We start from the raw sequence: 26,622 nt of genomic DNA, 5'->3' as shown, positions 1-26,622 counted from the left end.
TCGTCGCCCGGCTGGCCCTGCATGTCCGTCATGACGTCGTCACGCGTCGACCGTGATCACCCCACGCCGGATCTGGTCGAGTTCGATCGATTCGTACAGCGCCTGAAAGTTGCCGTTGCCGAACCCCTCATTGCCCTTGCGCTGGATGACCTCGAAAAAGATCGGCCCGAACAGCGGTTCGGTGAAGATCTGGAGCAGCAGCCCCTCTTCGCCGACATTGCCGTCGAGCAGGATCCGGTTGCGCCGCAGCCGCTCGAGATCTTCGCCATGGTTCGGCACACGCTTGTCGACCAGTTCGTAATAGGTCTCGATCGTGTCCTGCAGCCGGACGCCGCGAGCCCGCAGTTTCTCGACGGTCGTGTAGATATCGTCGGTGGTCAGCGCGAGATGCTGGATGCCTTCGCCGTTATAATCGCGGATGAACTCCTCGATCTGGCTGTGGTCGTCCTGGCTCTCGTTCAGCGGGATCCGGATCGCGCGATCGGGCGCGATCATCGCCTGGCTGAACAGGCCCGTCGCCTTGCCCTTGATGTCGAAATATTTCTGCTCTTCGAACCCGAAAATCTGACCGTAAAAGGTCGACCAGGTCCGCATCTGCCCGCGCTTTACGTTGTGGGTAAGATGGTCAAGCAGATCGAGACCGACCGAATTCTCTGCCTCGGCCTCCGCCGCACCCGGGATCTGATCCCACGCATCGTACAGGCTGCCCGCGCCGCCATGACGGTCGACGAGATAGAGCAACGATCCGCCGATCCCCTCCAGCGCGTAGCTCTCGTCGCCCAGCGCCCCGAGCGATGCATCGGCCGCCTTCGCACCGCGTGCCAGCGCAGCGTCGAAGGCCGCCTTGGCGTCCGCGACACGGAACGCCATGCCATTGGCCGACGGACCATGGTCGGCGCGGAACGACGCGGCCTGCCCCGTCGGCTCCGCATTGAGCAGAAGGTTGATGCGACCCTGTTTGTAGCGGGTCACTGCCTTGGTCGGATGCCGGGACGCGGGCACGAAACCCAATTGCTCGAACTGTTTGCCCATCGCCGCCGGATCGGGCGATGTGAACTCGCAGAACTCGAAACCATCCAACCCCATCGGGTTGACGTCCATATGCTCCATGATGCGACAGCCTCTCACAGCTTTATAGTATCGTTGGATACCAACTGCGCGTTTGCGCAGATCGTGTCAACTGATACTATCCCGTGCCATGACCGCTTCATCCGACCGCCCACTTCTGCTCGACGACTTCATCCCGTTCCGGCTGTCGTTCACGTCGAACCTCGTCAGCGACACGATCGCGCGCAGCTATGAATCGCTGTTCGGCCTCTCGATCCCCGAATGGCGGCTGGTCGCCGTCATCGCCGAAACCGGCGGCATTACGCAGGCGGAAATCGGTCATCGTACGCGCATGGATAAGGTTACGGTAAGCCGCGCGGCGATCGCGCTGGTCGAGCGAGGCCTTCTCGAACGGCGCGCCAATGCCAGCGACCGTCGCTCGCACCTGTTGATGCTCAGCGATGCCGGTCGCACGCTTTACGCTGCGGTCGCACCCAAGGCGCGCGATCTGGAGGCGCGGATCTTTGCGCAGTTCGACCCGGCCGAAGTCGCTGCATTCACGGCGATGCTCCGCCGGATCGACGCGGTGACCAGCGCGCTCGATCAGCCGGCCCAGGGCGGTGACGGTGTCCACAGCGTCCGCAAATAGTCGAGCAGTGCAACGACCGACGACGGCACTGCACCGCGCGGGTGCAGCGCGAAGATCCCCACATCCGCGCTCCCCTCGATCGCCGGCAGGACGCGAACGAGCCGCCCCGCCGCCAGATCGCTGCTAACGTCCCACAGCGACCGCAGCGCGATCCCCACGCCCGACAGCGCGAGTTCTCTTACGACCTCGCTCGAATTCGTGCGCACATAGCTCGCGGCATCGATCGTGAAATCGCCGTCAGGCCCCGTCAGCCGCCACGGCATTTGGCCGCGCGCCGCGAGCAGGCGATGATCACCCAGCGCCGCCGCGCTGCCGGGAATTCCCGCCGTCTCGAGATAGGCGGGTGCGGCACACAAGACCCGGCGGCTGTCGCCCAGCCGGTGCGCGTCAAAACCCGGCTCGACCGTCGGCGCGATCCGGATCGCGAGGTCGATCCCTTCGCCGAGCAGGTCCGAAAAACCGTCTGACAGATTTAGTTCGAGCGCGATGTCGGGATGCGCATCGAGAAAGGGCTTGAGCCGAGGTGCGATATGCAAGCGCCCGAACGACGTCGGCGCGCTGACGCGAAGCGGACCGCTCGGCCCGGCGGCCCGGTCGCCGACCCGCCCCTCGGCCTCCCGGATCGCGGCAAGGATCGCCACCATGTCGGCGTGGTACCGCTCGCCCCGCGCCGTCGGCTCTAACCGCCGTGTCGTACGATTGAGCAGACGCACCCCGAGCCGCGTCTCGAGCCGGACGATCCGTTTTGACACCATCGCCGGAGAGATGCGGCGCAAGCGGGCAGCCCCGCTCAGGCTTCCTGCCGCGACGACGTCGACGAACAAGGCGGCATCCGGATCCATTCATTCCCCCGGTGATCGACAGCTTCAACACTTGATCGTCTACCGAACAGCCTGGCGGTCGTATAGAATGATCGTCAGATAGGGAGAGAGCGATGAGCGCGACGTCAGACGGCATGATCGACAAGGCGGGGCTGCGTGTCGCCGCACCGCTGGCACGGTTCCTCGAAGACCAGGCGCTGCCCGGCACGGGGGTCGACCCGTCCGCCTTCTGGTCCGGAATGGCCGACATCTACGCCCGCTTCGCACCCGAAAATCGCGATCTGCTTGCTCGCCGCGATGCGCTGCAGGCGAAGATCGACGCCTGGTACGACGCATTTGGCGGCCGCCCCGTCGATCCGGACGCGCAGGCGCGCTTTCTTCACGAGATCGGTTATCTCGTTGAGGAGCCTGCGCCGTTCGTGGCGACCTCGACCCGCGTCGATGACGAGGTGGCACGTCTGGCAGGCCCGCAACTCGTCGTGCCCATCCTCAATGCCCGGTTCGTCCTCAACGCCGCAAACGCACGCTGGGGTAGCCTGTACGACGCGCTTTACGGCACCGACGTGATCCCCGGAACGCCGTCGGGTCGGGGTTATGATCCGGACCGCGGTGCGCAGGTTATCGCCTGGGCCAAGGCGTTCCTTGATTCCAGCGTGCCGCTTGCGTCGGGCTCATGGACCGATTGGGACGGCAGCCCGCCCGTGCTGGCAACACCGGATCAGCTCCGCGGCCGTGCCGGCAGCACGATTCTGTTGCGCCACAATGGCCTGCATATCGAACTTGTCATCGATCGCGACCATCCGATCGGCGCATCCGACCCCGCCGGACTTGCCGATGTCCGGCTTGAATCCGCGCTCACGACGATCGTCGACCTCGAGGATTCGGTCGCAGCGGTCGATGCCGACGACAAGGTCGCGGCCTATGCCAATTGGCTGGGGCTGATGAAGGGCGATCTGGAGGCGCAGTTCGACAAGGGAGGCCGGACGCTGACCCGGTCCTTGGAGGACGACCGGCGCTACATCGCGCAGGGCGGGTCGGAGATCGTCCTGCCGGGACGCAGCCTGTTGTTCATCCGCAATGTCGGCCATCTGATGACCACGCCCGCGATCCATCTGCCCGATGGGACGGAAGCGCCCGAGGGCATTCTCGACGGGATCATGACCGCGCTGATCGCGCTGCACGATCTGAACGGCACCGGCCGCTTCCGGAACAGCCGTCAGGGATCGATCTACATCGTCAAGCCGAAGATGCACGGCCCCGACGAAGCGGGCTTCACCAATCGGCTGTTCGACGCGGTCGAGGATCTGCTCGGCCTCGACCGCCACACGATCAAGGTCGGCGTGATGGACGAGGAGCGCCGCACTTCGGCCAATCTGGCTGCCTGTATCGCCGCGGTGAAGGACCGCATCGTGTTCATCAACACGGGCTTCCTCGATCGCACGGGCGACGAGATGCACACCGCGATGCGCGCCGGACCGATGATCCGCAAGAGCGAGATGAAGGCGAGCGCCTGGATCGCCGCCTATGAAGATCGCAATGTCCAGATCGGCCTCGCCTGTGGCCTCAGCGGTCGCGCTCAGATCGGCAAAGGCATGTGGGCCGCGCCCGATCGCATGGCGGACATGCTCGACCAGAAGATCGCGCACCCGATGACCGGCGCCAACACCGCCTGGGTCCCCTCACCCACCGCGGCGACGCTCCACGCGACGCATTACCACCGCGTCGACGTCTTCGCGCGGCAGGCGGCACGACAGAGCGAGCCCGTCACGCCGCTCGAGAAGCTGCTGACGATCCCGCTGGCACACGGCCATAACTGGTCCCCCGACGAGATCCGCGACGAGCTCGAGAACAATGCGCAGGGCATTCTCGGCTATGTCGTGCGCTGGATCGACCAGGCGTCGGCTGCTCGAAGGTGCCGGACATTCATGACATCGGCCTGATGGAAGATCGCGCGACCCTGCGGATCAGCTCGCAACATATGGCGAACTGGATGCTCCACGGCATCGCAACACCCGCCGAGGTCGATGCCGCCTTCGTGAAGATGGCGGCCAAGGTCGATGCGCAGAATGCTTCCGATCCGCACTATCGGCCGATGGTCGGGCACGAAGCGACCAGCCTGGCCTATCGCGCCGCGCGCGCGCTCGTCTTCGAAGGGCTTGGTCAGCCGAACGGCTATACCGAACCCCTGCTCCACCGCTTCCGGCAGGAGGCGAAAGCGGCACAAACTGGTAACAGTTGACACCATATTGGTCGGGGGCCATCGTCCTTCTTGAAACCCCCCGGCCCCCACGGCACGTCGAACAGGGGTGCGCGAGGAGAGTGTTACGATGGCCAATGACCCGGCCGCCACCGGCTATATTTCGGGTTTCGGCAACCATGTCGCGACCGAGGCCGTCGCAGGCGCGCTACCCGTCGGGCGCAATGCGCCACAGCGACCGCCCTTCGGGCTGTACACCGAGCAGCTGTCAGGCACGGCCTTCACCGCACCGCGTCACGAGAACCGGCGGAGCTGGCTGTACCGCATGCGTCCCACCGCCGAACATCCGCCCTATGTCCGATATGACGGCGCCGCCCGCTTTGCCGCGGGCGCGCATAACGGTCCACTGGCGCCCAATCGGCTGCGCTGGGACCCGAGCGCGCCGCCGCCAGCGGGAACCGACCTGATCGACGGCATGACGACGATGCTCGCCACCCGCGATCCTGCGGATCTGGAGGGCGTCGCGGTCCACCTCTATGCCGCCAACCGCGACATGACCGCGCGGGTCTTTGTCGATGCCGATGGCGAACTGCTCTTCATCCCCCAGGCGGGGCGGCTCGAACTTCTGACCGAGCTCGGGCGGATCATGGTCGCGCCCGGCCAGATCGCGCTCATCCCGCGCGGTGTTCGTTTCCGGGCTTTGCTACCCGATGGGCAAGCAACGGGCTATGTCGCGGAAAACCATGGCGCCCTGTTCCGTCTGCCCGATCTAGGTCCAATCGGCGCGAACGGGCTGGCCAATCCGCGCGATTTCGAAACGCCGGTCGCCTGGTTCGAGGATCGCGACACGCGGTTCGAGGTTATCCAGAAATTCATGGGAGCGCTGTGGTGCACGACGCTCGAGCACAGTCCGCTCGACGTCGTGGCGTGGCACGGCAATCTGGCGCCGTGGCGTTACGATCTCGCGCGGTTCAACACGATCAACACGGTGAGCTTCGACCATCCCGATCCGTCGATCTTCACCGTTCTGACCTCGCCCTCCGACGTACCCGGGCGCGCGAACGCCGATTTCGTCGTCTTCCCGCCGCGCTGGATGGTCGCCGAGGACACGTTCCGCCCGCCCTGGTTCCACCGCAACGTCATGTCCGAGGCGATGGGGCTGATCCACGGCGCTATGACGCCAAGGCGGCCGGCTTCACGCCCGGCGGTCTGAGCCTGCACAATCTGATGGCAGGCCACGGTCCCGACCTCGATAGCTGGACTGCCGCGACCAACGCCGATCTCAAGCCGCACAAGATCGACGGGACCATGGCCTTCATGGTCGAGAGCTGCTGGCCCTACCGACCGACGCCGCATGCGCTGGAGCATGCCCAGCTCGATTATGACGCTGTCTGGGCCGATTTCCCCAAGGCGGTGCTGCCGGCATGATCCTGCACGGCTATTGGCGGTCGACAACCTCGTACCGTGTGCGGATCGGGCTGAACCTGAAGCAGTGCGCTTATGAGCAACGCACGCACGACCTCAGGACCGGCGAGCAGCGTGACGCGGCCTATCTCGCGCTCAACCCGCAAGGGCTGGTACCTGCGCTCGAGATCGGCGACGGCACGATCCTGACGCAGTCGCCTGCCATCCTCGAATGGCTCGACGCGACCTATCCGGCGGCGCCGCTATTGCCCGCCGATCCGACCGAGGCCGCGATCGTGCGCGGCATTGCGGCGACGATCGGGTGCGACATTCATCCGGTCAACAATCTGCGGATCCTTGATGCACTCAGGACAGATTTCGCCGCGACGCCCGATCAGGTATCGGCCTGGATCGCGCGGTGGATGACCGCGGGATTCGATGCGATCGAGCCACAGATCGCTCGCTATGGCGGCGGCTATGCCTTTGGCGCCACGCCGACGCTGGCCGACTGCTATCTCGTGCCGCAGGTCTATGCGGCCGAACGCTTCGCCGTCGATCTCTCACGCTACCCCTGTCTGGCCACCGCCGCCGCGAACGCCGCGACCCTGCCGGCCTTCGCCGCTGCACATCCCGACATGCAGCCCGACCGCGACCTACTATAGTATTGATATAGATTAGCACAAACCCGGTCCGAGTAGCGGACATAAAAGCCGAATTGATGCGTTTCTCACCGAATCGACGCGACCTAGATCGTGATCGCTGGTGAAGGGGTCGGAATGCGAATCGCGATTATTGCGCATCTCAAATATGCCATCCGCGAGCCTTTTGCCGGTGGCCTTGAGATGCATACGCACCTGTTGGCGACCGCGTTACGCCGACGTGGACATGCGGTCACAGTATTCGCATCGATGAAATCCGATCCGGCAATGGGGCTCGAGGCAATCTGCGACGAAACCTCGCTTCTCGAAACCGGCACCGCCGAAGCGCAGGACGTGACGTTCTTCCGCGAACACCATGCCTATCTGCGGCTGATGAGCATGCTGAGAAATCGACGGTTCGACGTCATCCACAACAACTCGCTCCACTATCTTCCCGTCTCGATGGCGGAAACGCTCGATACGCCGATGGTCACGACGCTGCACACACCCCCCGTTCTGCTGGCTGGAAAGCGGCATCCGCCTCTGCAAGTCACCATCGATGCGGTTCGTTGCCGTATCTGATACGATCCGTGGTCTGTGGAGCCACGTGACGCCGATCGACCGGACGATCCCGAACGGTATCGACCTTGCGAGCTTCCCCTTCCGACGTGCCGCGGATCCCGACCGCTATCTCATCTGGTATGGGCGGATCGTCGCCGAAAAGGGCCTTCATCTGGCGATCGACGCGGCTAGGCTGGCAGGCTATCCGCTCCGCATCGCCGGACCGATCTCCGATCCGGACTATTATGCGGCCGAGATCCTGCCGCGGCTCGGCGCCGACGTCACGCATGTCGGCCATCTCGAGCATGCGGCACTCGGTGCGCTCGTCGGCGGCGCGAGTGCGTTCCTCTGTACGCCTCGCTGGGAGGAACCGTTCGGGCTGGTGGTCGCCGAAGCCCTCGCGTCCGGGACGCCCGTCGCCGCCTTTGCGCGCGGCGCGATTCCGGCGCTCCTCGACGAGTCCTGTGGCACGCTCGCACGCGCGGACGATGTCGCATCGCTCGCGGACGCCGCGCGGCGGGCGGTGCTGCTCGACCGCCGCGCCTGCCGCCTGCGTGCCGAGGCGATCTGCGACGCCGACGTCATGATCGACCGCTATGAGGATTTGTACGAAGAGATGATCCGGCCGACACGGCACGCCGCACGGGGCGGCGCGTCTGACTATCCAATCACGTTGGCGGGGGCGGCATGACGGACGCCCGCTTCTGCGTATGCGTGCCCGCGCGTGACGAGGCAGACCGCCTGCCAATTCTGCTCGACGCCCTCGCGCGACAGGACGTGGATGGGCCGATCCGCGTCTCGATCTTGATCAATAACACCGTCGATGACAGCGTCGCCGCGGTGGCCCGGGCACAGGCCGCCTGGGGCGAGCGACTGCATCTCGCCGTAGCGTGCCACGATCTTCCGCCCGAGCGTGCGCATGCCGGCACCGCACGACGCCTGGCGATGGAGGCTGGCTTGGCACGCATCGATCCGGATCGCGGCGTTCTCATCTCCACCGATGCCGATACCCGGCCGCCGTCAGACTGGATCTCGGCGATGCTTCGCGCGATCGACGCGGGGCTTGATATCGTCGGCGGCCGGATCGTCGTCGACGATGCCGAACCGCTCGCCGCGGACATGGATGCGATGCAGGTCAAGCTCGACCGCTACTGGGCCTGTGTTCGCGCGATCGAGGACGACATCGATCCGTGCCGCTGGGATCCGGCGCCCCGTCACGGCGACCATACCGGCGCAAGCCTGGCGATTCTTGCCCCGCTCTACCGTGCGGCGGGCGGTGTCCCCGCTATCCCCGCCGGGGAAGACCGTGCACTGGTCGAGGCGGCGGTCGCGGCAGGTGGTCGCCTTGGCCATCCGATGAGCGTGTGGACCCGTGTGTCCGCGCGCACCATCGGTCGCGCGACCGGGGGCATGGCGGACCATATGCAGGCGCTGTCCGATCGGGTGGCGCGCGGCGAGCCCACCCTTCTGCCGTCGTTCGATCAATGGCGCGCACGCGCGGCGTGGCGACGGATGCGGCGCGACCAGCCGGGTGGTGATTCCGGGGTCGCGCGCGATGAACCCCTGCTCCCGCCAATGCGCTGCGACATGCCGCTGGGGCTCGACCGATGAGTGGCCCGACTGCACGGCCGGCCGCCGCGACGCCGTCCCTCGACCTCGTCGAGACGCTCGCGTCCTGCGGCGAGCGTTATGATGCCGCCCCGATGTTTCCCGCGGACAGCATGGCCGCACTGGTCCGCCACGCCTGCACCGGCGGTTCGCCCCGCGGGCGCTCGGTGGGCAGGCCAATTGTGCACCGGACGAGCTGCTCGATGCGTTGCGGACGGTCGGACGCGGCGACCTCAGCGTCGGGCGGCTGTTCGAAGGCCATGTCAACGCGCTCGCGCTGTTCGACTGGTATGCATCGGCGGATCAGCTCGCCTGGCTCGATACCGAACTCGACCGCGGCGCCTGGTTCGGCGTCTGGGCGACCGAACCCCCGCCCGGCGTCGCAGTGGTCGGCAGTCCTGACGGCCCTGTGCTCGATGGGGCCAAGCACTTCGCAAGCGGAGCCGGCGGTATGGATTACGCAATCGTCACCGCGCGTCCGGCAACGGGCCAGCGTCCGGTCGTCGTCATCCCGGCCAATGATCCCCTGCGTACCGACGCGTCCCGCTGGCGCGTACGCGGCATGCGTGCGAGCATGAGCGGTCGCTATGAATGTTCGGGCTATCCCGCCGGCGTCATGCAGACCCTGGGAGCACCAGGCGACTATGACCGCGAACCCCGGTTCACCGCGGGCGCATGGCGGTTCCTGGCGGTCCAGCTTGGCGGCATGGAGGGGCTGCTGACCGAGACCCGGCGCGCCTTGTCCGACGCCGCGCGCGGCGACCCCGTCCAGCGTGCGCGCTTCGCCGAGGCGGTAGTTGCCGCGCGCACCGCCTACCTCTGGGTCCGTGAGGCTGCGGGACGTGCCGCGCGTGAGGAGGCGGACGCCATCGTCTTCGTCCAGATGACGCGCGGTGTCGTCGAGCGTGCCGCGCTTGACGTCATGGAAGCCGCCGCCCGTCTGCTCGGTACGCGCAGCGCGTTTGATGGTGAGCGTGCGGACAAGATCAGCCGCGACCTTAGCCTCTATCTGCGTCAGGCAGGCCCTGATTATGCGCGCGATCAGGCGGCGCTCGCCTGGCTCGACCGCGACGTCTGGGGCGCCGGTGACCGCTTGTGGTGACCCCCGCGACTGCACTGAGCCGAAGTCCCTGGCGCAGCGCGCGGTGGCTGGTGCTCGCGCCGCACGCCGATGATGAAACGCTCGGCACGGGGGCATTGATCGTCGATACGGCGGCGCGCAATCGCCTTGCCGGGGTGATGATCCTGACCGACGGATCGGGTTCGCATCCCTGCCCGACGCCGGCGGATCGTAGCGCGCTTATCCGGCGACGGCGCAGTGAGGCACGACATGCCGTCGCGCTGTTGACCGGCGAACGGCGGATCGTCCCGCGGTTTCTCGACTGGCACGATGCAAACCCGCACCGCCCCGGAAGCGCCGCGTTCCGTCGGTCCGTGCGGCAACTCGCGGCCCTGTTGCGCCGGCACGCGGTCAACGCGATTGCGACCACCGCGGCAGGCGAGCCGCATTGCGATCATGCCGCGTGCTTCACGCTTGCGGTGCATGCTGCGTACGCGGCGCGCAGGCCGGTCGCGATCTTCGAATATGCCGTCTGGGGCGAACGCCCCGCGGGCAAGCGCGTCGTCCGCACCGCGGCGATGCCGACCGGCCGGCGCAGCGCCGCGCTTCGCGCGCACCGCAGCCAGTTGACCGGATTGATGGGCGACGGCTTTCGCCTGCCGCGCGCGCAACAGCGCATGCCGGGCACCGATCTCCTCTATCTAGCGAACCGATATGCGACCCGACCATAGCCTCGACGCGCGCTATTTCGACGACGTCTTCACCGGCGACGACGATCCCTGGTCGCTCGCTTCGAGCCCGTATGAGGCCGCCAAGTTTGATGCGACGATCGCCGCGATCGACGATCGACGCTATCGTTCGGCCTTGGAGATCGGCTGCGCCCACGGCGTGCTGACCGCGCAACTTGCGCCACTGTGCAATATCCTGACCTCGATCGACATCAGCCTGCGCGCGGTCGAGCTTGCCCGGTCGCGCTGCGCCGCATTGCCCAATGTCACGATCACCCGCTGTAGCTTCCCGGCCCAGACGCCCGACGGCGCGTTCGATCTCGTCGTGCTGTCGGAGGTCGTTTATTACTGGGACGACGCGGATATCGAGCGCGCAGCCGCCGCGATCCGCGCCAGCGCCACGCCCGATTGCCGGATCATACTCGTGCACTGGACGGGCGATACCGACTATCCTCAGACCGGCGACGCAGCCGTCAACAAGCTACGGGATCGGCTCGGCGGCGTCGCGGTCGAGCGCGCCGAAAGAAAAGACGCGTACCGCCTCGACCTCTGGTGCCTGTAATGACGCCGCTCTCCGTCCTGACCCTCGTCAAGGACCGCGAACCCCATCTGATCCAGCTGGTCGAGGGCCTGAAACGGAGCGCGGTCGCCCCCGCCGAACTGATCATCGTCGACATGAGCAGCACCCCGGTCGCGCAGCCGGAGGCGCCCTTCCCCGTTCACGTCCACCGGCTCCAGACCGGCACCCTCGCGCTTGCCGCCGCACGCAACCTTGCAGCACGGCACGCGACGTCTGCACATCTGCTGTTCCTCGACGTAGACTGTATCCCGATGGCGCAGTGCCTCGGTAGGATGGGTGCGGTACTCGATGAGGACGATGCGTTGCTCTGCGCGGATATCCGCTATCTCGGACCCGACGACGCGCGTTCGACGTGGAACGAAGAGGTCCTGCTGGCGGCGGGGCGGCCACATCCGGTGCGCTGTTTTCCCGCGACGGGCACGCGGCGCGAAACCAATCCCGGCCTGTTCTGGTCGCTGGCGTTCGCGATCCGCCGGTCGCGGTTCGATGCGCTTGGTGGCTTCGACGAGGCTTTCGTCGGCTATGGCGCGGAAGACACCGATTTCGGCTTTCGTGCCGAACGTGCACAAACCCCGCTAATCTTCGTCGGCGGTGCGATCGCCTGTCATCAATATCACGACAGCTATGATCCGCCCGTCCAGCATCTCGACGACATCGTCCGCAACGCGACGATATTCCACGCGCGGTGGGGCTGGTGGCCGATGCAGGGCTGGTTCGACGCCTTTGTCGCGATGGGGCTGATCGACTATCGCGATGACGGCATCCGCATCCTGCGCCGTCCGAACGCCGCGGACCTGATCGCCGCGCATGTGGTCTAATCCTAGACGGCAGCACCAATCGGCAATGTGACCGAAGCCGAGAGCCCGCCGCCCGCGGCATCGTCGAGGACCAGCACGCCGCCATACAGCGCCGCGAGTTCGCGCGCGATCGCCAGGCCGAACCCATGACCATCCTCGCGTTCGTCGAGCCGCACGCCGGCTGCGGTCGCCCGCTGACGGTCCGCCAGCGCGATGCCCGGGCCATCGTCGATGACGCTGAGCCGGATCATGCCCTGATCGACCCTCGCGGCGACACGCACCGTCGTTCGCGCATGCCGCGCGGCATTGTCGATCAGATTGCCCGCCAGCTCGTCTAGATCCGCGGCATCGACCGCGACGTGCAGCGCGGAATCGATCGCGGCATCGATCACGACGCCGCGTTCCATCCTCAGCCGCCGGATCGTCGACACCAGATCGGCGATCGCGGGGGCGAGTGCGGTGCGGCTCGCATGACCGCCGGCGATGTTGCGTGCCCGGGCAAGATGATGCCGGATCGTTGCGTCGATCCGTGCAAGCTGCGCCGCCTGGGCCGGATCGTCACGCACCGTTAGCGCAAGCGTCGCGACGGGGGTCTTCAGCGCATGCGCCAGATTAGCCGCCGACGCGCGCGCGGTCGCGAGCGCCGCCGCATTGTCCCGCGCGAGCGCGTTCAGTTCGATCGCGAGCGGACGAAGCTCGTCGGGCTGCGCTTCGGACACACTGGCGGCCCCCCTGCGCATCGCGGCTACACCGTCGCGCAACGCGCGCAGCGGTCGCAATCCGATCCGCACCTGCACCAGCGTCGCAATTCCCAGCAAGATGCCAAGGATGCCGAGCGTCGCGAGCAACGGCACCACCGCCGCCTGGATCGGTCGGGCGACGACGTCGCGCGGTGCCGCTGCGGTCAGCACCACCGGCCCCGCGTCGGTCGCGATCGAAATCTGTCGAGCATGGACCCCGTCGCGTCCCTCCAGTGGTTGCGGACGCGCCTCCCCTTCCCCGCGCAGCGCGTCTCGCGGTGCCGGGCCGGGCGTCCGCAGCGTCGGAAATTCGGCGGAACTCACTGTTTGTGCCGGACCGCTGATCTGCCATTGCCAGCCAGGGCCGGCATCGAGCAGGCCACGAAGCCGTGTCAGTCGCGCCCGGTCGATCCGCCCATCGCCATCGACCGCACCGGCAAGCAGGGACAATTCGGCATCGAGCCGCTGGTCGAGCCCCTGGGTGACGAACCGCTGCAGCACGCCGGCGATCGCCGCGCCCGCAACCGCGAGAGCAACGAGGGTGGCGAGCAGTGAAAGGCCGAGCATCCGCCCATGAATCGACCGCGGGATCAGCGTCATCGGGGTATCGGCGTCGCAAGCCGGTAACCTCGACCGCGCACGGTATCGATCAGCGACGCGCCGATCTTCTTGCGCAGGCGACCTACGATCACCTCGAGGCTGTTCGAATCGACGTCCGCATCGCCCTCATAGACACGCTCCATCAGCGCCAACCGCTCGATCACGGCGTCCTTCGACAGCATCAGCGCCGAGAGCACCCGCCATTCGAGCGCAGTCAGCTTAATCGGCAAACCGTCCAGCTCGAACTGGCCGATCTGCGTCTCGAAGGCGAGCGGGCCGCATTCGAGCCGCGTGGCGCCATGCCCCGCCGCCCGGCGCACCAGCGCACGCAGCCGCATGACCAATTCCTCGACGCGGAATGGCTTGGTCATGAAGTCATCGGCCCCCGCCTTGAACCCCGCCACCTTGTCCGACCATCCGTCGCGCGCGGTGAGGATCAGCACGGGAAGGTCGCGCCCCGCCGCCCGCCAGTCCCGCAGGATCGTGACGCCGTCTCGGCCCGGCAGGCCAAGATCCAGCACGGCGGCGTCATAGGCCTCGGTGTCGCCCAGATGCCCCGCATCGACGCCGTTTGCGGCAAGATCGACCGCGCAGTTCTCGCCTCGCAAGGCCTTGGCCAGCGCGGGGCCGAGATCGGGATCGTCCTCGACGAGCAATATACGCATGACGACCTCGCTAGCTGTGCACGCTAAACCCAAACTGAACGGGGAAGTTCAGCGGGGCGTGGGGATGCGGCGCCTAGAAGCCGGTCATCGACACGAAGAGGAGACGATGAATGCCCCGTTTGATGGAAACACTGAACCGCGGAACGCGGATGAGGCTCGCCGCTGCCGCCCTGCTCGCAGTCGGCGTCGCAGGCGGCGCCAGCGCCGTATCGCTGACGCGGCCCGGCATCGAGATGGCCCCCACCACGCCGACCGCGATCGCCCGACTGTCGGGCACGAGCGGCGTGGTGACGGTGAAGGGCCGTGTGGTCGAGATCTTCGGTGACCGCTTCGTCCTTCAGGACGCAACCGGGCGGACGATGATCGATGCCGGCCGCAACGGTGATGGCGTTACCGCCGGCGCGACGATGACGGTACAGGGGCGCTACGACAACGGACAGCTGCGCGCCTCCTATCTGGTCGATCCGAATGGGCGGATCGTCGCGGGCGGGCCGCCGCCGCATGGCCCCGGTGGTCCTCGCGCCCCCGGTGGTCCCGGCCACGATGGTCCGCCGCCTCCGCCACCGGGCGGCGCGAACTTGGCCCCTCCCGGTGTAATGGCGCCGTCCACCGTCCCAGGCTGCGCCCCATCCGTAACCGGTGTCACGCCGCCACCGGCACCCGTCGGCACACCCGTCGCGCAAACGCTACCCCGCGCACCGGCTGCCACGGTAAATCGCTAGGATGGTTGCGATCCGCCACAACTGTGGCGGATCGAGGCCTCAGGCCGATTGAGAACGACCGGCACCCTCCGTACCGCTTCCGCCGTCAGGCCGAAGCGGTACGGTGTTCGTCTTTCGAAGGTCGTAGGGCACGCGCCATGCCGAGGATCAGGACGACGGGCCGCAAAATGAACATCGGCGCGACCGACAGCGTGCGACCATGATGACCGCCGCGATCGAGCCACCACCCAGAAACCGCACGACGCGTTCGCCGCTGACCGGCGCCCCGCACCGCAGGAACGCCAGCGTCAGCGCGGCGGCGGCGGCGATCCGCAACAGCCGTATCGTCCCGGGTGCGGTGATCCCGAGATCCCGGCGATAGCGAAACGCGGAGGCCGCGAGCAGCATCCAGCCCGCCAGTGCAACGATGATCGTTTCAAGCATGAACCACTCCACGGGCAGGACGTCGTACCGGAGCCGCCGGACGAAGTTGCGCGACACGCCATGCCGCCATCGCCAGCACGGTGGCGATCGCGAGCATGGTCAGGTCGAACCCGGCAAATACCGGGTCGTCGCCACGCAATGAGGCCGGCAGACCGCGCGCGGTCGTTACGGCATTGATGACCGGAATTGCGGCAAACGCGATGGCGCCGATCGCGAAGCTCTCGATCCAGGCGCGCCGCGGCGATCGGGCCAGCTGCATGACTGCGACCGCGCCCCAGGCCCAGAACATCGCGGCGACTTCGCCATCGGCGCGCCCGGCCGCATCGGCAGGAATCACCCGGTTCGCCAGGAGATACGCTGCCATCCCGACCGGCAGCCCGGCAATCACCGCGATGTTCAAGCGCTCGACAAGCGTCAGCCCCGGGAACGGCGCCGCGCCCGGCCGCCGCCGCTTGGTCGTCCAGAGCAGCAGGCCCGTACCGACCATCGCGGCGCCGGTCAGGCCGAGCAGGCAATAGGCCCAGCGCAGCCCGGTACCCGCATAGCTCGCGACGTGTAGACCGAGCATCACCCCCGCAGTCATCAGCGCGGGCCCGGTGCCGCCCGATCGCTCGAGCATTTGCCCAGTGCTTCCCGAATAGGTCACCGATGGCAGCCGCGCATTGATCGACACGCCGGCATGCCGATACACCGTCACCGTTGCCGCACGATCATTCGGATGGCGTACCACGACCCGCGTCGCAGGCGCGCCGAGCACCGCTTCGGCCTTCTCGATCATCGGCCCGATCGGCAGCAGCGGCGCGGCAATGCCGGTCGCGGCGCGTTCGGTCGGAATGCCGAATGCGACCGCCCCGTAATCGAGCGGCGTCTTGTAGTTCACCATCGCCGGCCACGGCATGTACATCGCCACCAGCGTGATCAGCCCGGTATAGGTGATCATCGCGTGATAGGGCAGCGCAAGCACGGCCGAGACGTTATGCGCATCGAGCCAGCTGCGCTGTCCCTTGTTCCAGCGCAGCGTGAAGAAATCGGCAAAGATCCGCTTGTGCGTGATCACCCCCGAGACGATCGCCGCGAGCATCACCATCGCACACAGTCCGGCCAGCCAGCGCCCCCAGGGATAGGGCAGCTGAAGCTGGAAGTGGAACCGATAGAAATGCTCGCCGCCGCGCGTTTCGCGGGCACGAACCGGCTCACCGCTGCGGGGATCGAGCGTCAGTTCGGCGGGACGTGGCGGTGCCGTCGACGTCGGACTCCGCTGCTCGAACACGCGCGTCACTGCCGAGCGGGCATCGGGAAGATAGAGGAACCACTGGACGTCGTCACCCGCGCCGATCCGCTGCAGATAGGTCATCGCGCCTTGCGCCGCCTGCGCAGGCGACACCGTGCTCGCGCGGATTTCGGGTTGCATCCACTGAGTGATTTCGGGCCGGAAATAGCTTGCCGTCCCCGTCAGGAACATCGCGAACAGCAGCCATCCCGCGAGCAGTCCCAGCCACCCATGGATCCACGCCATGCTCTGCCGCAGCGGCAAGGCAGCCGTCATGGGCGGACCCCGAGCAAGGCCAGTGCCAGGCCGATCGCCGCGCTGCCGCCCCAGATGCCGAGCATGACGCGCATCACGCGTGGCCCGTGAAAGCTCCAAAGCGCGGCGATTGCGTAGACCAGGAACGAGAGGATCATTCCCCAGCTGGTCGCCTCGGCACGGTCCACTGGCAGCAGCCGCGCGATCAGCGTGGCGACCGCCGAGGCAAGAACATAGCCACCGACCAGCGCGGTCCCGATCCGGGCAATCATCGGCACGACCGCAGGACGCAACCGACGCCGCGGCGACGTTGCCGTTCGCCCTAGGTCCGGCGTGCGCTGCGGGGTGGCCTGCATGGTCATGCCCTACAGAAGTTTGCGAGTGGTTATCAATAGCAAAGTTGTTGGACGATTTCCGGTCAGGTCCGAGAGCAGCAGGTCACGGGGAAATCCGCCGCGGCGATGCGATCCATGGATATAAACGCGCGGTCTATCGCTGAACGGGGCAAGGGTGTGCGCATGCAGGACGCCGCCCGATGAAAGGTCCGCGCATGGAAGCTGCCAACGTCTTCAAGAAGCTTGAGATCGAACTCAAGCCCGATCCTTCGCGAACGGTGATCCGCCCGTTCAGCTTCAGCTATCCCGAGGCATTTGCGGCCAACCGTCCATCGCGCGCGCAAACGGTGGCGCAGCGGGTGATGGCACTCGACCCCGCGCTGCGCAAACGCATGGTCGAACTGCTCGCAAAACCGATGGAGGAGCGGCATCGCAATGCCGATGAGGTCTTCCGCCGCCGCTTTGCCGAGGTTCAAGATGAGCTTGATATCGGCGACATCGACGCCGACGAGGCCCTGCTGCTGGGCGCCTATTTCAGTCAGGAATATGCGTTCGAGTCGGCGGCCCTTTTCAATCCGAGCATCGCGCGGATCGACGAGGAACCCGCATCGGCTACGGGCAGCGTCAAGTTCGTGCTGTCGTTGCGCGGCATCGGCGAAGGACATATCTCCTCGGTCACGTTCCGGACTGGCGAATGGGGCCCCGACGATCGCCTCGTGATCGATCCGGCAAGCCCGCATGGTGTGCCGCCACGAATCGACCGCAACCAGGATGGCTGGGTCCGGCTCTTGTGCGACGACAGCCAGGACGCGTCGGAAACGGTCATCTTTCCCGTGCTGCCCAGTCAGCGCCAGGGCGTTGAGGATCTCCGCCTCGTCAATTTCACCGATCATGACGGCGTTCGCAGCATCATCGGGACCTATACCGCGTTCGACGGACGCAAGGTTCAGCAGGAAATGCTCCGCGGCGTCGACATGCGGACCTTCGAAATGCGCCCCCTCGCCGGCGCCATGACCGGCTACAAGGGCATGGCGCTGTTCCCGCGCCGGATCGATGGCCAGTTCGTGATGCTCGGGCGGCAGGACAGCGAGACGATCTGGCTGCTCCGCTCGGACGATCTTTACACCTGGGAGCGCGGGACGCCGATCATGGCGCCGAAATATCCATGGGAGTTCGTGCAGCTCGGCAATTGCGGATCCCCGATCGAGATCGACGAGGGCTGGCTGGTCTTCACCCACGGCGTCGGCATGGTCCGCGGCTATTGCATCGGCGCGTGCCTGCTCGACAAGGCGGACCCCAGCCGTGTGCTGGCGCGCACGCCCTCCCCGCTCCTGTTCCCGAGCGCGGAGCAGCGTGGCGGCTATGTGCCGAACGTCACCTATAGCTGTGGCGGGCTGTTGCAGGGGCGCCGCATCCTGCTGCCCTATGCGATCGGCGACGAATATACCGCGTTCGCCACCGCACAGGTCGATGATATCCTGTCGGTCATGGCCCCCGCCTGACGTGCAGGCAGGTTCGGGCGCGGCCGCCGAGCGCCGCGCCCGATCTCGTCAGAAGGTGATATTGAAGCGCGCGTAATAATAGCCGCCGTTGATGCCGTAGGGACTGAACGTCAGCGGCCCGTCGAGAACAGTGGCGTCGTTGACCAGCGAGTTGGTCGACCCCGGCACCAGCCCGACGGTCGGCGGCCGCTTGTTGAACAGGTTGTTGGCACCGACCGACAGCTTGAGTGCGGCGGTGAGATCGTAGTTGAGTTCGACATCGCCGATGAACGCCGACCCGACCGTCTGCTTATAATATGCGCCGCCATCCGGGGTCAGATACGCCGTCGTCTTGCCGTAGACGGTCCCGCGCAGCGTCGCGCCGAACTTGTCGAGCGCATAGACGATCGAACCGATCACCTTGGTCTTGGGCGACGCCGTCTCGAGATAACTGATCGCCTCCTGGTCAAAGAGCGGAATGCCGCCGAGCGTCGCCGGCGCCGCATTCAGCCTGAGCGCCTTAGTCTCGTTATAGTTGCCCGACAGCATCCAGTTCACTTTGCCATAGTCGGCAAGATCGGTGACGTAACTTGCCACCAGATCGATGCCGCGCGTCCGCGTGTCCGCGCCGTTGGTGAAAATGTTGATCCCGGTCTGGTTGACGGTCGGGTCGAGGATGTTGCCGTTCGCCCGAATGGCCGCGGTCACGATCGGGAAGTTCGTCGCACCACCGCTGCCGTACAGAGAGCCGGTCCCGAGGATGCGGTCGCGGATCTTGACCTGATAGGCGTCGATCGTGATCGTCAGGCGTGGTGCCGGGCGCAGCACGGTCCCAAGGCTGAAATTGGTCGATTTCTCCGGCTTGAGATTGGCAAACCCCAGGAGCTTGGCCGCGGCGGAATTGGCCGGCAGCTGCACGAACGCGGACGTCGGCGAGACATTGGTCGCGGAATAATAGGACTCCGCGAGCGTCGGCGCCCGGAACCCGGTCGAGACCGTGCCGCGAAGCGCGAACGCACCCGAAAAGTCGTACCGGCTCGTCCCCTTGTAGATGAACTTGCTGCCGAAATCGGAATAATGTTCATAGCGTCCGGCGACATCGACCTTCAGCCCGTCGATTGGCATCATCGCGACATCGACATAGGCCGCCTGGCTGTTGCGGCCGTTCACGCCCGCATCGGATGGCCGGAACCCGGGATAGGATTGCCCGCCCTCCTTGTAGATCGATGCGGCATCGCCCGAGCCGATCTCGTACACGTTCTTTCGATACTCCGCGCCGAATGCGAGGTTCAGCGGGGCCGCCATGCCCACCGCGATCTCGCGGGTGACATCGGCGTTCGCGGTGAACTCGGTCGCCTTGAAGAAGCCGTTATAGAAGCTCGTCGGCGTAAATCCGGTATCCGCGTAGAGCGAGGCGTTGGCGGAATCGACGGTGTAGATCAGGTTCTTGTCCTGCCCGAAACTGGTCGACAGGTCGTAAGTGAAACCGCTCAGCAGTCCGCGAACCCCGCCGGTAAACGCCATGTCGTCCTCGCGGATCTTTTCGCGCGGTGAAAAGCCGTTGACCGGGCTGTCGCCGTCAGGATCGAAATAGGTCGTGACCCCACCGACCGTCCGCGAGACCCGCGTCGGTACGCGCAGATTTTCGTACGCGCTGGCGATCCGCTTCGAATAGGTGCCGAAACTGTAAACCTCCGCCGCGCCGAAGTCGTAGGCGCTGTTAAATTGCAGGTTGGTAAGGCGGGATTGCGCATCGCCGTTGATGCGATTGACGTACGGAAAGCCCGAAATATTGGGGTAGAGTTGCTGTTGCAGGGGACTTAGCGCCGGCGACGTCGTGCCGGTCAGCAATTTGCCATCACCGTCCGTCACCCGCCGGTCGAGCCCGCCGACCTGCGTGAAGTCGTGATAGCGGTGAAATGCGGTCACGTTGAGGAACCCGTCCTCGCCGATCTTGGTCGCGAGATGCAGCGTCCCGGCATAGGTCCGCCCGCCCGTCTGGTAATTCTCGCCCGCGGTCGCATAGCCATCGCCGCCCGTACCGCCGTCCTTGAGGATGATGTTGATCACCCCGGCGATCGCATCCGAGCCATATTGCGCCGCCGCGCCGTCTTCCAGAACCTCGATCCGCTTGATCGACGAGGGGGAGATCAGGTCGAGATCCGCGGTCGCGGCCCCCTGATAGGGCCCGCCGAGCACCGCAAGGTTGGCGGTGCCATGCCGGCGCTTGCCATTGACGAGCACCAGTGTGTGGTTGGGGCTCAGCCCGCGCAACCGCGCGGAAAGCGTCAGGTTCGCGGTGTCGCCGCCAAATGCCTGCGCGGTGAAGGACGGGACCAGCTGCGTCAGGATCTGGTTCAGATTGGGCTGGCCGACATGGCTCATCATGTCGGCATCAAGCACCTTGATCGGCGCCGCGCTTTCGGCGGCAGTAATACCGGTCACACGCGTCCCCGTCACGATGATGTCGTCGGGGATGTCGGCGGACGCATCACTTGTCGGCGGGCTGGCCGATCCTACCGTGGCGGGGTTTGTCGTCTGGGCAAGCTCTTGGGCACTGGCCGAAACATGCCCCCCAGCAGCAACGGCAACGATCAAGGCGTGACGCGAGATATGATGAGCGATCTTCATTAGGCTACCCCCGAATGGTGAGCGCCTTTTCGGATCCTTCCCCCAAGTCCATCGACGATTTACGTCGTTTGCTCACGCAATACTGGCCGTGCCGAAATCAATCCTTTGTCATGGGCCCGGCATGTTGCCGGGATCCGTTGCGCATGCTCGGGTCTCCAAATTTTGAATGCAACCTATTCAGGGTAACGAGATCGTATCTGCGCGCGTTTTCCAACCGAAAATTTGAACTTGTTACATTTCTGCAACGATCCGGCCGTACCGCTCCCAGGTTCGATTCCGCGATTTCGCCGCGTCACTTGCCGCCGGGACGCGTTGAGGCCTCGACCTTCACCCTTTTTCGAGACCCGGAGACGCCCGATGCCCAAGACCCTGATCGCCGACCTGTTCGTCGAGACGCTCGAGCTTGCCGGCGTCGAGCGAATCTATGGCGTGGCCGGCGACAGCCTGAACGGCCTCACCGAAGCGCTCAGGCGGAGCGGAACGATCGAATGGGTGCACGTTCGCAACGAGGAAGCGGCGGCCTTCGCGGCCGGCGCCGAAGCGCAACTGACCGGCAAGCTCGCGGTCTGCGCCGGGTCCTGCGGGCCGGGCAACCTGCATCTGATCAACGGGCTGTACGACTGCAACCGGACCCGCGTCCCCGTGCTCGCAATTGCGGCGCAGATACCGAGCGCCGAAATCGGCTCCAACTATTTCCAGGAAACCCGTCCCGAAGCGCTGTTCCGCGAATGCAGCGTCTATTGCGAGACGATCTCCGATGCCGATCAGATGCCGCGCACGCTCGACACAGCGATCCGTGCCGCGGTCGGCCATCGTGGCGTCGCGGTCGTCGCGATGCCGGGCGATGTTGCATTGCGCACGACCACGGGCCTTATCGCCCGATCCCGCACCGCGTTGCTGCCCGAAGCGGCCACGATCATCCCCGATCAGGCCTCGCTCGCCAGCCTTGCCGCGCTGCTGAACGACGCCGGCAAGGTGACGATCCTTGCGGGTCGCGGCTGTCGGGGGGCGCATGCGCAACTCGTCGCGCTTGCCGGCGTGCTCCAGGCACCGGTCGTCCATGCACTCGGCGCCAAGGAATTCGTCGAATATGAAAATCCCTATGATGTCGGCATGACCGGGCTGATCGGCTTCTCGTCCGGCTATGACGCGATGATGGCTTGCGACACGCTGCTGATGCTCGGCACCGATTTTCCCTACCGCCAATTCTATCCGGAAAAGGCGAAGGTGGCGCAGATCGACCTGCGGCCCGAAAATCTCGGCCGCCGTACCGCGATAGACCTCGGCTTGGTCGGCGACGTCGGCGCGACGATCGACCATGTCCTGCCGCTGCTGACACGCGAGCGCGACGGCGCCTTCCTGCGCGACGCACGCGAGGATTACGCCAAGTCGCGCAAAGGCCTGGACGAGCTCGCGACCGGCACCCCGGGCAGCGGCGTGATCCACCCGCAGCATGTCGCGCGCGTCGTCAGCTACCTAGCAAGCGACGACGCCGTCTTTGCATGTGATGTCGGCACCCCGACCGTCTGGGCAGCGCGCTACCTCGAGATGAACTGCCGCCGCCGACTGATCGGGTCGTTCAACCATGGCTCGATGGCAAACGCCCTGCCCCAGGCGATCGGCGCGCAGGCCGCCTATCCCGGCCGTCAGATCGTCAGCCTGTCGGGCGACGGTGGCCTCGCGATGCTGATGGGTGAATTGCTGACCGTTCGGCAGCTCGGCCTGCCCGTGAAGATCATCGTCTTCAACAACGGCACGCTCGGCTTTGTCGAAATGGAGATGAAGGCGGCGGGGATGATCGAGACCGGCGTCGCGCTCGACAATCCCGATTTCGCCGCGATGGCGCGCGCGATCGGACTCCACGGCGTTCGCGTCACCGACCCTGGCGAGGTCGAGGCGGGCGTCCGCGAGGTGCTTGCGCATCCGGGCCCTGCGCTGCTCGATGCCGTCACCGCGCGCACCGAACTGTCGATGCCGCCCAAGATCACGCTCGAACAGATGAAGGGCTTCACGCTCTATATGGCGAAAGCGGTGATGAGTGGTCGTGGGGATTCGATCATCGAACTCGGCAAGACCAATGCCGGACTGTTCAAGACGCTCTTCTGAAACAGGTCCGGGGTGCGGCGGCTGCCGCACCCCGGGACTGCTCGATACTTGCGTTCAGCCGTGCAGCGAGCGGCGGAACGTCTCGGGCAGGAAGACCAGACCGACCAATGCGGTGACCGCACAGGCCAGGATCGGGTACCAGAGCCCGTAATAGATGTCCCCGGTCGCCGCGACCATTGCGAAGGCCGCGGTCGGCAGGAACCCGCCGAACCAGCCATTGCCGATATGATAGGGCAGCGACATCGACGTGTAGCGGATTCGCGTCGGGAACAATTCGACCAGCAGCGCGGCGATCGGGCCATAGACCATCGTCACGTACAGCACGAGCAGGACCAAAATCGCGACGACCATCGGCTTGTTGATCTGCGCCGGGTCCGCCTTTTCGGGATAGCCGACCGCGGTCAGTGCGGTCTTCACCTCGGCCCCGAACGCCTTGATCGCTGCAGTACGATCGGCCCCTGTCACGATCGCCGGATTGACGACCGGAATGGTCGCGCCGCCGATGTGGATCTGTGCGACCGTGCCCGCCGGTGCGACGACGTTGGTGTAGGAAATGCCCGCCTTGGCCAGATACGACTTGGCGATGTCGCACGAGCTGCTGTCGAACTTGTTCTTGCCGACCGGATCGAACTGTACCGAGCATTCGTCGGGGTTGGCGACGACGCTGACCGGCGACGACAGCTGCGCGGCATAGAGCGCGGGGTTGGCCGCCTTCGACAGCGCGTGGAACAACGGCATATAGGTCAGTGCGGCGAGCGCACAGCCGGTCAGGATGATCCATTTCCGCCCGACCTTGTCCGACAGCCAGCCGAAGAAGATGAATGCCGGCGTCGCGATCAGCAGCGCGATCGCAATCAGGATGTTGGTGGTCGGCCCGTCGACACGCAGGTTCTTCTCGAGGAAGAACAGCGCGTAGAACTGGCTGGTGTAGAACACGACGCCCTGCCCCACGACCGCACCGAACAGCGCGATCAGCACGATCTTGAGGTTGCCCCATTTGGCGAACGCCTCGGTCAGCGGTGCCTTGGAAGTCTTGCCCTCTTCCTTCATCTTCTGGAACACCGGGCTCTCCTCGAGCTGCATCCGGATCCAGAGCGACACTGCGAGCAGCGCGATCGAGACGATGAACGGGATGCGCCAGCCCCAAGCCGCGAACGCCTCCTCGCCGACGAGCGTGCGCACGCCGATCACGATCAGCAGGGCGGCGAACAGACCGAGCGACGCCGTGGTCTGGATGAAGCTGGTGAACAGCCCACGCTTCTTGTCGGGCGCATGCTCGGCGACATAGGTCGCAGCACCGCCATATTCGCCGCCGAGCGCGAGGCCCTGCAGCAGCCGCAGCACGACCAGCGCGATCGGCGCGGCGACGCCGACCGAGGCATAGCTCGGGAGCAGGCCGACGAGGAACGTCGACAGGCCCATGATCGCCATCGTGACGAGGAAGGTGTTCTTGCGCCCGACGACATCGCCGATCCGCCCAAATACCAGCGCACCGAACGGCCGCACCGCGAACCCCGCTGCGAACGCCGCGAGCGCGAAGATGAACCCGGTCGTCTCGTTGACGCCCGAGAAGAACTGCGCGGTGATGATCGTCGCGAGCAGCCCGTAGAGATAGAAGTCATACCATTCGAACACCGCGCCGAGCGACGATGCGATAATGATCAGTGGCTGGCTCTGCTTCACGTGACCAAGGGGAGATGCGTCCCCTGTTGTCGTTGCCATGGCGGTATCCTCTCAAGTGGAGCGGTGGTATTTTTAAGCGTCGGGCGATCAGAACCCGTATTTGAAGGCGAATTCCATGCGGTCGAGCGCACCGGTATCACCCGAAACCAGTTCGCGGACGGCGTGGCGATATTCGACGCCGATGTCGAAGCCCTTGCCCGGCGACCAGAACAGGTTGCAGCGCCGCCATAGGACTTGGCATTGGCCAGCCCCGTGACGATCACGCCGCCGGATAATCGGCCGATTGGTAGCTGCCCATCAGCGTCGAGTGGATCGCATCGGTCCAGCCGATACGCAGTGCCGCGAAGCCCGCGAAATTGTCGATCCGCTCGAGCTGCGTCGCGGTGCCGCCGTAGATCGCGTCGGGGACATATCCCAATCCCAGATACCGGCCGATGCCCTGGCCGTAGGTCGCCATGAAACGCAGGTCGTGACGCTTGCCGATTGGGATTTTCCCGGACCCGGAAACGCCCCAGCCAAAGGCGGTATCGCCGCGGCCCAGCGTATCGGTGCGCAATTCGCGCGCGATGCCGGCCAGTGCGAAATCGCCCAGTGTCGACTTCCAGTTCAGCCGTGCCACCACGTCCGGCAGGCGGTCGTCATCCGTGTCGACCAGCGCCGCATTGGCGGGCAGCGCCGTTTCCGTTTCGGGATTCTCAACCGCGACCTGCAACGTCAGCCCGGTTCGCAAGGGGATGGAGTAGCGGATCAGCGCCTGGCGGTTGAACACCGTGCCATCCAGCGGGCCGACGAAATCGGTCGTCTCGGGCAGCACCGCGATGTTCTGGAAGGTGGACCATTCCTGCCCGACCAGCAGATTGCCATATTCGATGAAGCCACGGCGGAAAGTGGGCGTGTAGGGGTTGGTCGCGCGCTGGGCACCGACCGGCGCCGTCGCGAGCGCAAAATCAAACTCCACCAGCGTCTTTATGTCGGTACCGTTCATCGGGGTTGCCGTGCTGAACTGCAGGCGGGTCTGGCGCGCGGAGAGCAACAGGTCCTGGCTGGAGAACCCGCCGCCGACCGGAATCTGCTGCGGCAGGAAGAACTCCTTGCCCAGCCCCCCGACCGCGACCTCGCCACCGCTGTAGCGGCTGGCAATGGCGTTGAGGCGAACGAAGCCGCCCAGCTTGACCGTCGTGTTCCCCATGCGAAAACCATCGGTCGGTGCCGAATTTGTTGCGACAGGCTTGGCCTGGGCCACATTGGTCGCGCCGGGCGATCCGCCGGGCGATGCGGCCGGCGCCGTCACCTGTGACGCAGCGACGGCGGTCTGTGGGGGCACAGTCGGGGCCGCGGCGGCGGTTGCACGCGCTGCGGTCAACTCACCGCGAAGGTCCTGGACCGCTGCTTCGAGCGCCTTGAGCCGTGCTTCGAGTTCCGCCTCTCGCGCGGTCTGGCCGAAGGCGGCGCCCGGCGTCAGCCCGGCAAGGGCCGTGCCCAGCAGCAACGTCGTGAATACCGATCGTCTCATCCCGACCTCCTGGTTGCTCCACCGGTCTGACGCGTAGATGCAAGCAACACGACGATGGCGGATCGCCCGGGCGGGATCATCCCTGACTTTGGTTGGGGGTGCCGCGTA

General features: G+C 65.9%; 22 protein-coding genes and 2 pseudogenes. 14 read left to right on the top strand and 10 right to left on the bottom strand.

All coding sequences use genetic code 11. From position 1 onward, the window contains the following. Nucleotides 1-39: 39 nt before the first annotated feature. The gene (gene hppD / locus NI18_RS06050; protein WP_037528764.1) at nucleotides 40-1,110 is read right to left on the bottom strand and encodes a 4-hydroxyphenylpyruvate dioxygenase; all 1,071 of its coding nucleotides are present in this window, start codon (nucleotides 1,108-1,110) and stop codon (nucleotides 40-42) included. 88 nt (nucleotides 1,111-1,198) lie between these two features. Between hppD and NI18_RS06045 the strand changes: the two genes are divergently transcribed. After that, entirely contained in the window at nucleotides 1,199-1,696 is a 498-nt protein-coding gene (locus NI18_RS06045) for a MarR family winged helix-turn-helix transcriptional regulator (RefSeq protein ID WP_031439069.1), read from the top strand. Here NI18_RS06045 and NI18_RS06040 read toward each other — a convergent pair. Next, a complete protein-coding gene (locus tag NI18_RS06040; protein WP_037528761.1) occupies nucleotides 1,651-2,538 on the bottom strand; it encodes a LysR family transcriptional regulator in 888 nt (295 codons plus the stop codon). The genes NI18_RS06045 and NI18_RS06040 overlap by 46 nt on opposite strands. A gap of 113 nt (nucleotides 2,539-2,651) precedes the next feature. On the opposite strand from NI18_RS06040, the pseudogene NI18_RS06035 reads away from it, so the two are divergent. The 10 genes and pseudogenes from NI18_RS06035 to NI18_RS05995 all read left to right on the top strand — a co-directional run bounded on the left by NI18_RS06035 (nucleotide 2,652) and on the right by NI18_RS05995 (nucleotide 12,111). Beyond that, nucleotides 2,652-4,756, top strand: a pseudogene (locus NI18_RS06035) (malate synthase G). Between the two features lie 88 nt (nucleotides 4,757-4,844). Next, nucleotides 4,845-6,142 (top strand): annotated as a pseudogene (hmgA, locus tag NI18_RS06030) (homogentisate 1,2-dioxygenase). Further along, a complete protein-coding gene (maiA, locus tag NI18_RS06025; RefSeq protein WP_037528759.1) occupies nucleotides 6,139-6,780 on the top strand; it encodes a maleylacetoacetate isomerase in 642 nt (213 codons plus the stop codon). The pseudogene hmgA and the gene maiA overlap by 4 nt, the downstream one beginning before the upstream one ends. 90 nt (nucleotides 6,781-6,870) lie before the next feature. Next, nucleotides 6,871-7,338, top strand: a complete 468-nt coding sequence (locus tag NI18_RS26580) for a glycosyltransferase (RefSeq protein WP_306286259.1) — start codon at nucleotides 6,871-6,873, stop codon at nucleotides 7,336-7,338. Beyond that, nucleotides 7,316-8,008, top strand: a complete 693-nt coding sequence (locus tag NI18_RS26575; RefSeq protein ID WP_306286258.1) for a glycosyltransferase — start codon at nucleotides 7,316-7,318, stop codon at nucleotides 8,006-8,008. Before NI18_RS26580 ends, NI18_RS26575 begins: the two co-directional genes overlap by 23 nt. After that, nucleotides 8,005-8,928, top strand: a complete 924-nt coding sequence (locus NI18_RS06015; RefSeq protein WP_037528757.1) for a glycosyltransferase — start codon at nucleotides 8,005-8,007, stop codon at nucleotides 8,926-8,928. The genes NI18_RS26575 and NI18_RS06015 overlap by 4 nt, the downstream gene beginning before the upstream one ends. Nucleotides 8,929-9,133: 205 nt before the next feature. Continuing rightward, nucleotides 9,134-10,027 carry an acyl-CoA dehydrogenase family protein gene (locus tag NI18_RS06010; RefSeq protein ID WP_306286257.1) on the top strand — a complete coding sequence of 298 codons (894 nt, stop codon included), beginning with the start codon at nucleotides 9,134-9,136 and terminating at the stop codon, nucleotides 10,025-10,027. Between the two features lie 50 nt (nucleotides 10,028-10,077). Then, nucleotides 10,078-10,716 carry a PIG-L family deacetylase gene (locus tag NI18_RS06005; RefSeq protein WP_306286256.1) on the top strand — a complete coding sequence of 213 codons (639 nt, stop codon included), beginning with the start codon at nucleotides 10,078-10,080 and terminating at the stop codon, nucleotides 10,714-10,716. After that, nucleotides 10,700-11,275 (top strand): SAM-dependent methyltransferase, encoded by a 576-nt coding sequence (locus NI18_RS06000; protein ID WP_037528755.1) that lies wholly within the window; start codon nucleotides 10,700-10,702, stop codon nucleotides 11,273-11,275. The genes NI18_RS06005 and NI18_RS06000 overlap by 17 nt, the downstream gene beginning before the upstream one ends. Beyond that, nucleotides 11,275-12,111, top strand: a complete 837-nt coding sequence (locus tag NI18_RS05995; RefSeq protein WP_037528753.1) for a glycosyltransferase — start codon at nucleotides 11,275-11,277, stop codon at nucleotides 12,109-12,111. The genes NI18_RS06000 and NI18_RS05995 overlap by 1 nt, the downstream gene beginning before the upstream one ends. A 2-nt stretch (nucleotides 12,112-12,113) precedes the next feature. Here the strand turns inward: NI18_RS05995 and NI18_RS05990 are convergent, their stop codons facing one another. Continuing rightward, nucleotides 12,114-13,430 carry a sensor histidine kinase gene (locus tag NI18_RS05990; RefSeq protein WP_037528750.1) on the bottom strand — a complete coding sequence of 439 codons (1,317 nt, stop codon included), beginning with the start codon at nucleotides 13,428-13,430 and terminating at the stop codon, nucleotides 12,114-12,116. Continuing rightward, nucleotides 13,427-14,095, bottom strand: a complete 669-nt coding sequence (locus tag NI18_RS05985) for a response regulator transcription factor (protein ID WP_031439081.1) — start codon at nucleotides 14,093-14,095, stop codon at nucleotides 13,427-13,429. Before NI18_RS05985 ends, NI18_RS05990 begins: the two co-directional genes overlap by 4 nt. A 110-nt stretch (nucleotides 14,096-14,205) precedes the next feature. Here NI18_RS05985 and NI18_RS24145 point away from each other — a divergent pair, with 110 nt between their 5' ends. Beyond that, nucleotides 14,206-14,817 (top strand): hypothetical protein, encoded by a 612-nt coding sequence (locus tag NI18_RS24145; protein ID WP_128082095.1) that lies wholly within the window; start codon nucleotides 14,206-14,208, stop codon nucleotides 14,815-14,817. A gap of 147 nt (nucleotides 14,818-14,964) precedes the next feature. Here the strand turns inward: NI18_RS24145 and NI18_RS05975 are convergent, their stop codons facing one another. Genes NI18_RS05975 through NI18_RS05965 form a run of 3 tightly spaced genes read right to left on the bottom strand, consistent with a single transcriptional unit; the run spans nucleotide 14,965 to nucleotide 17,121 of the window. Then, nucleotides 14,965-15,240 (bottom strand): hypothetical protein, encoded by a 276-nt coding sequence (locus tag NI18_RS05975; protein ID WP_128082094.1) that lies wholly within the window; start codon nucleotides 15,238-15,240, stop codon nucleotides 14,965-14,967. Beyond that, nucleotides 15,233-16,786 (bottom strand): PepSY-associated TM helix domain-containing protein, encoded by a 1,554-nt coding sequence (locus NI18_RS05970; protein ID WP_037528746.1) that lies wholly within the window; start codon nucleotides 16,784-16,786, stop codon nucleotides 15,233-15,235. The genes NI18_RS05975 and NI18_RS05970 overlap by 8 nt, the downstream gene beginning before the upstream one ends. Further along, nucleotides 16,783-17,121 (bottom strand): iron transporter, encoded by a 339-nt coding sequence (locus tag NI18_RS05965; protein WP_128082093.1) that lies wholly within the window; start codon nucleotides 17,119-17,121, stop codon nucleotides 16,783-16,785. Before NI18_RS05965 ends, NI18_RS05970 begins: the two co-directional genes overlap by 4 nt. 194 nt (nucleotides 17,122-17,315) lie before the next feature. Between NI18_RS05965 and NI18_RS05960 the strand changes: the two genes are divergently transcribed. Further along, nucleotides 17,316-18,602 carry a glycoside hydrolase family 130 protein gene (locus NI18_RS05960; protein WP_037528743.1) on the top strand — a complete coding sequence of 429 codons (1,287 nt, stop codon included), beginning with the start codon at nucleotides 17,316-17,318 and terminating at the stop codon, nucleotides 18,600-18,602. A gap of 48 nt (nucleotides 18,603-18,650) precedes the next feature. Here NI18_RS05960 and NI18_RS05955 read toward each other — a convergent pair whose 3' ends face one another. Then, nucleotides 18,651-21,212, bottom strand: a complete 2,562-nt coding sequence (locus tag NI18_RS05955) for a TonB-dependent receptor (protein WP_037528741.1) — start codon at nucleotides 21,210-21,212, stop codon at nucleotides 18,651-18,653. A 357-nt stretch (nucleotides 21,213-21,569) separates the two neighbouring features. Between NI18_RS05955 and poxB the strand changes: the two genes are divergently transcribed. Beyond that, nucleotides 21,570-23,318, top strand: coding sequence for a ubiquinone-dependent pyruvate dehydrogenase (gene poxB, locus NI18_RS05950; RefSeq protein ID WP_037528740.1), 1,749 nt, complete (start codon nucleotides 21,570-21,572; stop codon nucleotides 23,316-23,318). Nucleotides 23,319-23,372: 54 nt separating this feature from the next. On the opposite strand, the gene NI18_RS05945 is transcribed toward poxB, so the two are convergent. Both NI18_RS05945 and NI18_RS05940 read right to left on the bottom strand, forming a co-directional pair. After that, entirely contained in the window at nucleotides 23,373-25,040 is a 1,668-nt protein-coding gene (locus NI18_RS05945; RefSeq protein ID WP_031395000.1) for an MFS transporter, read from the bottom strand. Nucleotides 25,041-25,260: 220 nt separating this feature from the next. Beyond that, nucleotides 25,261-26,514: a porin gene (locus NI18_RS05940; protein WP_306286255.1), complete on the bottom strand. Its 1,254-nt coding sequence runs from the start codon at nucleotides 26,512-26,514 to the stop codon at nucleotides 25,261-25,263. Nucleotides 26,515-26,622: the final 108 nt, after the last annotated feature.

The organism is Sphingomonas sp. Ant20, from assembly GCF_000783375.1.
In the GTDB taxonomy this organism is placed as follows: domain Bacteria; phylum Pseudomonadota; class Alphaproteobacteria; order Sphingomonadales; family Sphingomonadaceae; genus Sphingomonas; species Sphingomonas aerolata.
Note: the sequence above shows the minus strand (reverse complement) of the source record. Positions and strands in the feature narration are given on the sequence as shown.

Excerpts from the sequence above, each read along its gene's own strand:
- NI18_RS05995 (WP_037528753.1), top strand. The coding sequence starts at position 11,275 with ATGACGCCGCTCTCCGTCCTGACCCTCGTCAAGGACCGCGAACCCCAT.
- NI18_RS05945 (WP_031395000.1), bottom strand. The coding sequence starts at position 25,040 with ATGGCAACGACAACAGGGGACGCATCTCCCCTTGGTCACGTGAAGCAG.
- NI18_RS06040 (WP_037528761.1), bottom strand. The coding sequence starts at position 2,538 with ATGGATCCGGATGCCGCCTTGTTCGTCGACGTCGTCGCGGCAGGAAGC.
- NI18_RS06045 (WP_031439069.1), top strand. The coding sequence starts at position 1,199 with ATGACCGCTTCATCCGACCGCCCACTTCTGCTCGACGACTTCATCCCG.
- NI18_RS05990 (WP_037528750.1), bottom strand. The coding sequence starts at position 13,430 with ATGACGCTGATCCCGCGGTCGATTCATGGGCGGATGCTCGGCCTTTCA.
- hppD (WP_037528764.1), bottom strand. The coding sequence starts at position 1,110 with ATGGAGCATATGGACGTCAACCCGATGGGGTTGGATGGTTTCGAGTTC.
- maiA (WP_037528759.1), top strand. The coding sequence starts at position 6,139 with ATGATCCTGCACGGCTATTGGCGGTCGACAACCTCGTACCGTGTGCGG.
- NI18_RS05940 (WP_306286255.1), bottom strand. The coding sequence starts at position 26,514 with ATGAGACGATCGGTATTCACGACGTTGCTGCTGGGCACGGCCCTTGCC.
- NI18_RS05975 (WP_128082094.1), bottom strand. The coding sequence starts at position 15,240 with ATGCTTGAAACGATCATCGTTGCACTGGCGGGCTGGATGCTGCTCGCG.
- NI18_RS05985 (WP_031439081.1), bottom strand. The coding sequence starts at position 14,095 with ATGCGTATATTGCTCGTCGAGGACGATCCCGATCTCGGCCCCGCGCTG.
- NI18_RS06015 (WP_037528757.1), top strand. The coding sequence starts at position 8,005 with ATGACGGACGCCCGCTTCTGCGTATGCGTGCCCGCGCGTGACGAGGCA.
- NI18_RS05965 (WP_128082093.1), bottom strand. The coding sequence starts at position 17,121 with ATGCAGGCCACCCCGCAGCGCACGCCGGACCTAGGGCGAACGGCAACG.
- NI18_RS05955 (WP_037528741.1), bottom strand. The coding sequence starts at position 21,212 with ATGAAGATCGCTCATCATATCTCGCGTCACGCCTTGATCGTTGCCGTT.
- poxB (WP_037528740.1), top strand. The coding sequence starts at position 21,570 with ATGCCCAAGACCCTGATCGCCGACCTGTTCGTCGAGACGCTCGAGCTT.
- NI18_RS06000 (WP_037528755.1), top strand. The coding sequence starts at position 10,700 with ATGCGACCCGACCATAGCCTCGACGCGCGCTATTTCGACGACGTCTTC.
- NI18_RS26575 (WP_306286258.1), top strand. The coding sequence starts at position 7,316 with ATGCGGTTCGTTGCCGTATCTGATACGATCCGTGGTCTGTGGAGCCAC.
- NI18_RS05960 (WP_037528743.1), top strand. The coding sequence starts at position 17,316 with ATGGAAGCTGCCAACGTCTTCAAGAAGCTTGAGATCGAACTCAAGCCC.
- NI18_RS24145 (WP_128082095.1), top strand. The coding sequence starts at position 14,206 with ATGCCCCGTTTGATGGAAACACTGAACCGCGGAACGCGGATGAGGCTC.
- NI18_RS05970 (WP_037528746.1), bottom strand. The coding sequence starts at position 16,786 with ATGACGGCTGCCTTGCCGCTGCGGCAGAGCATGGCGTGGATCCATGGG.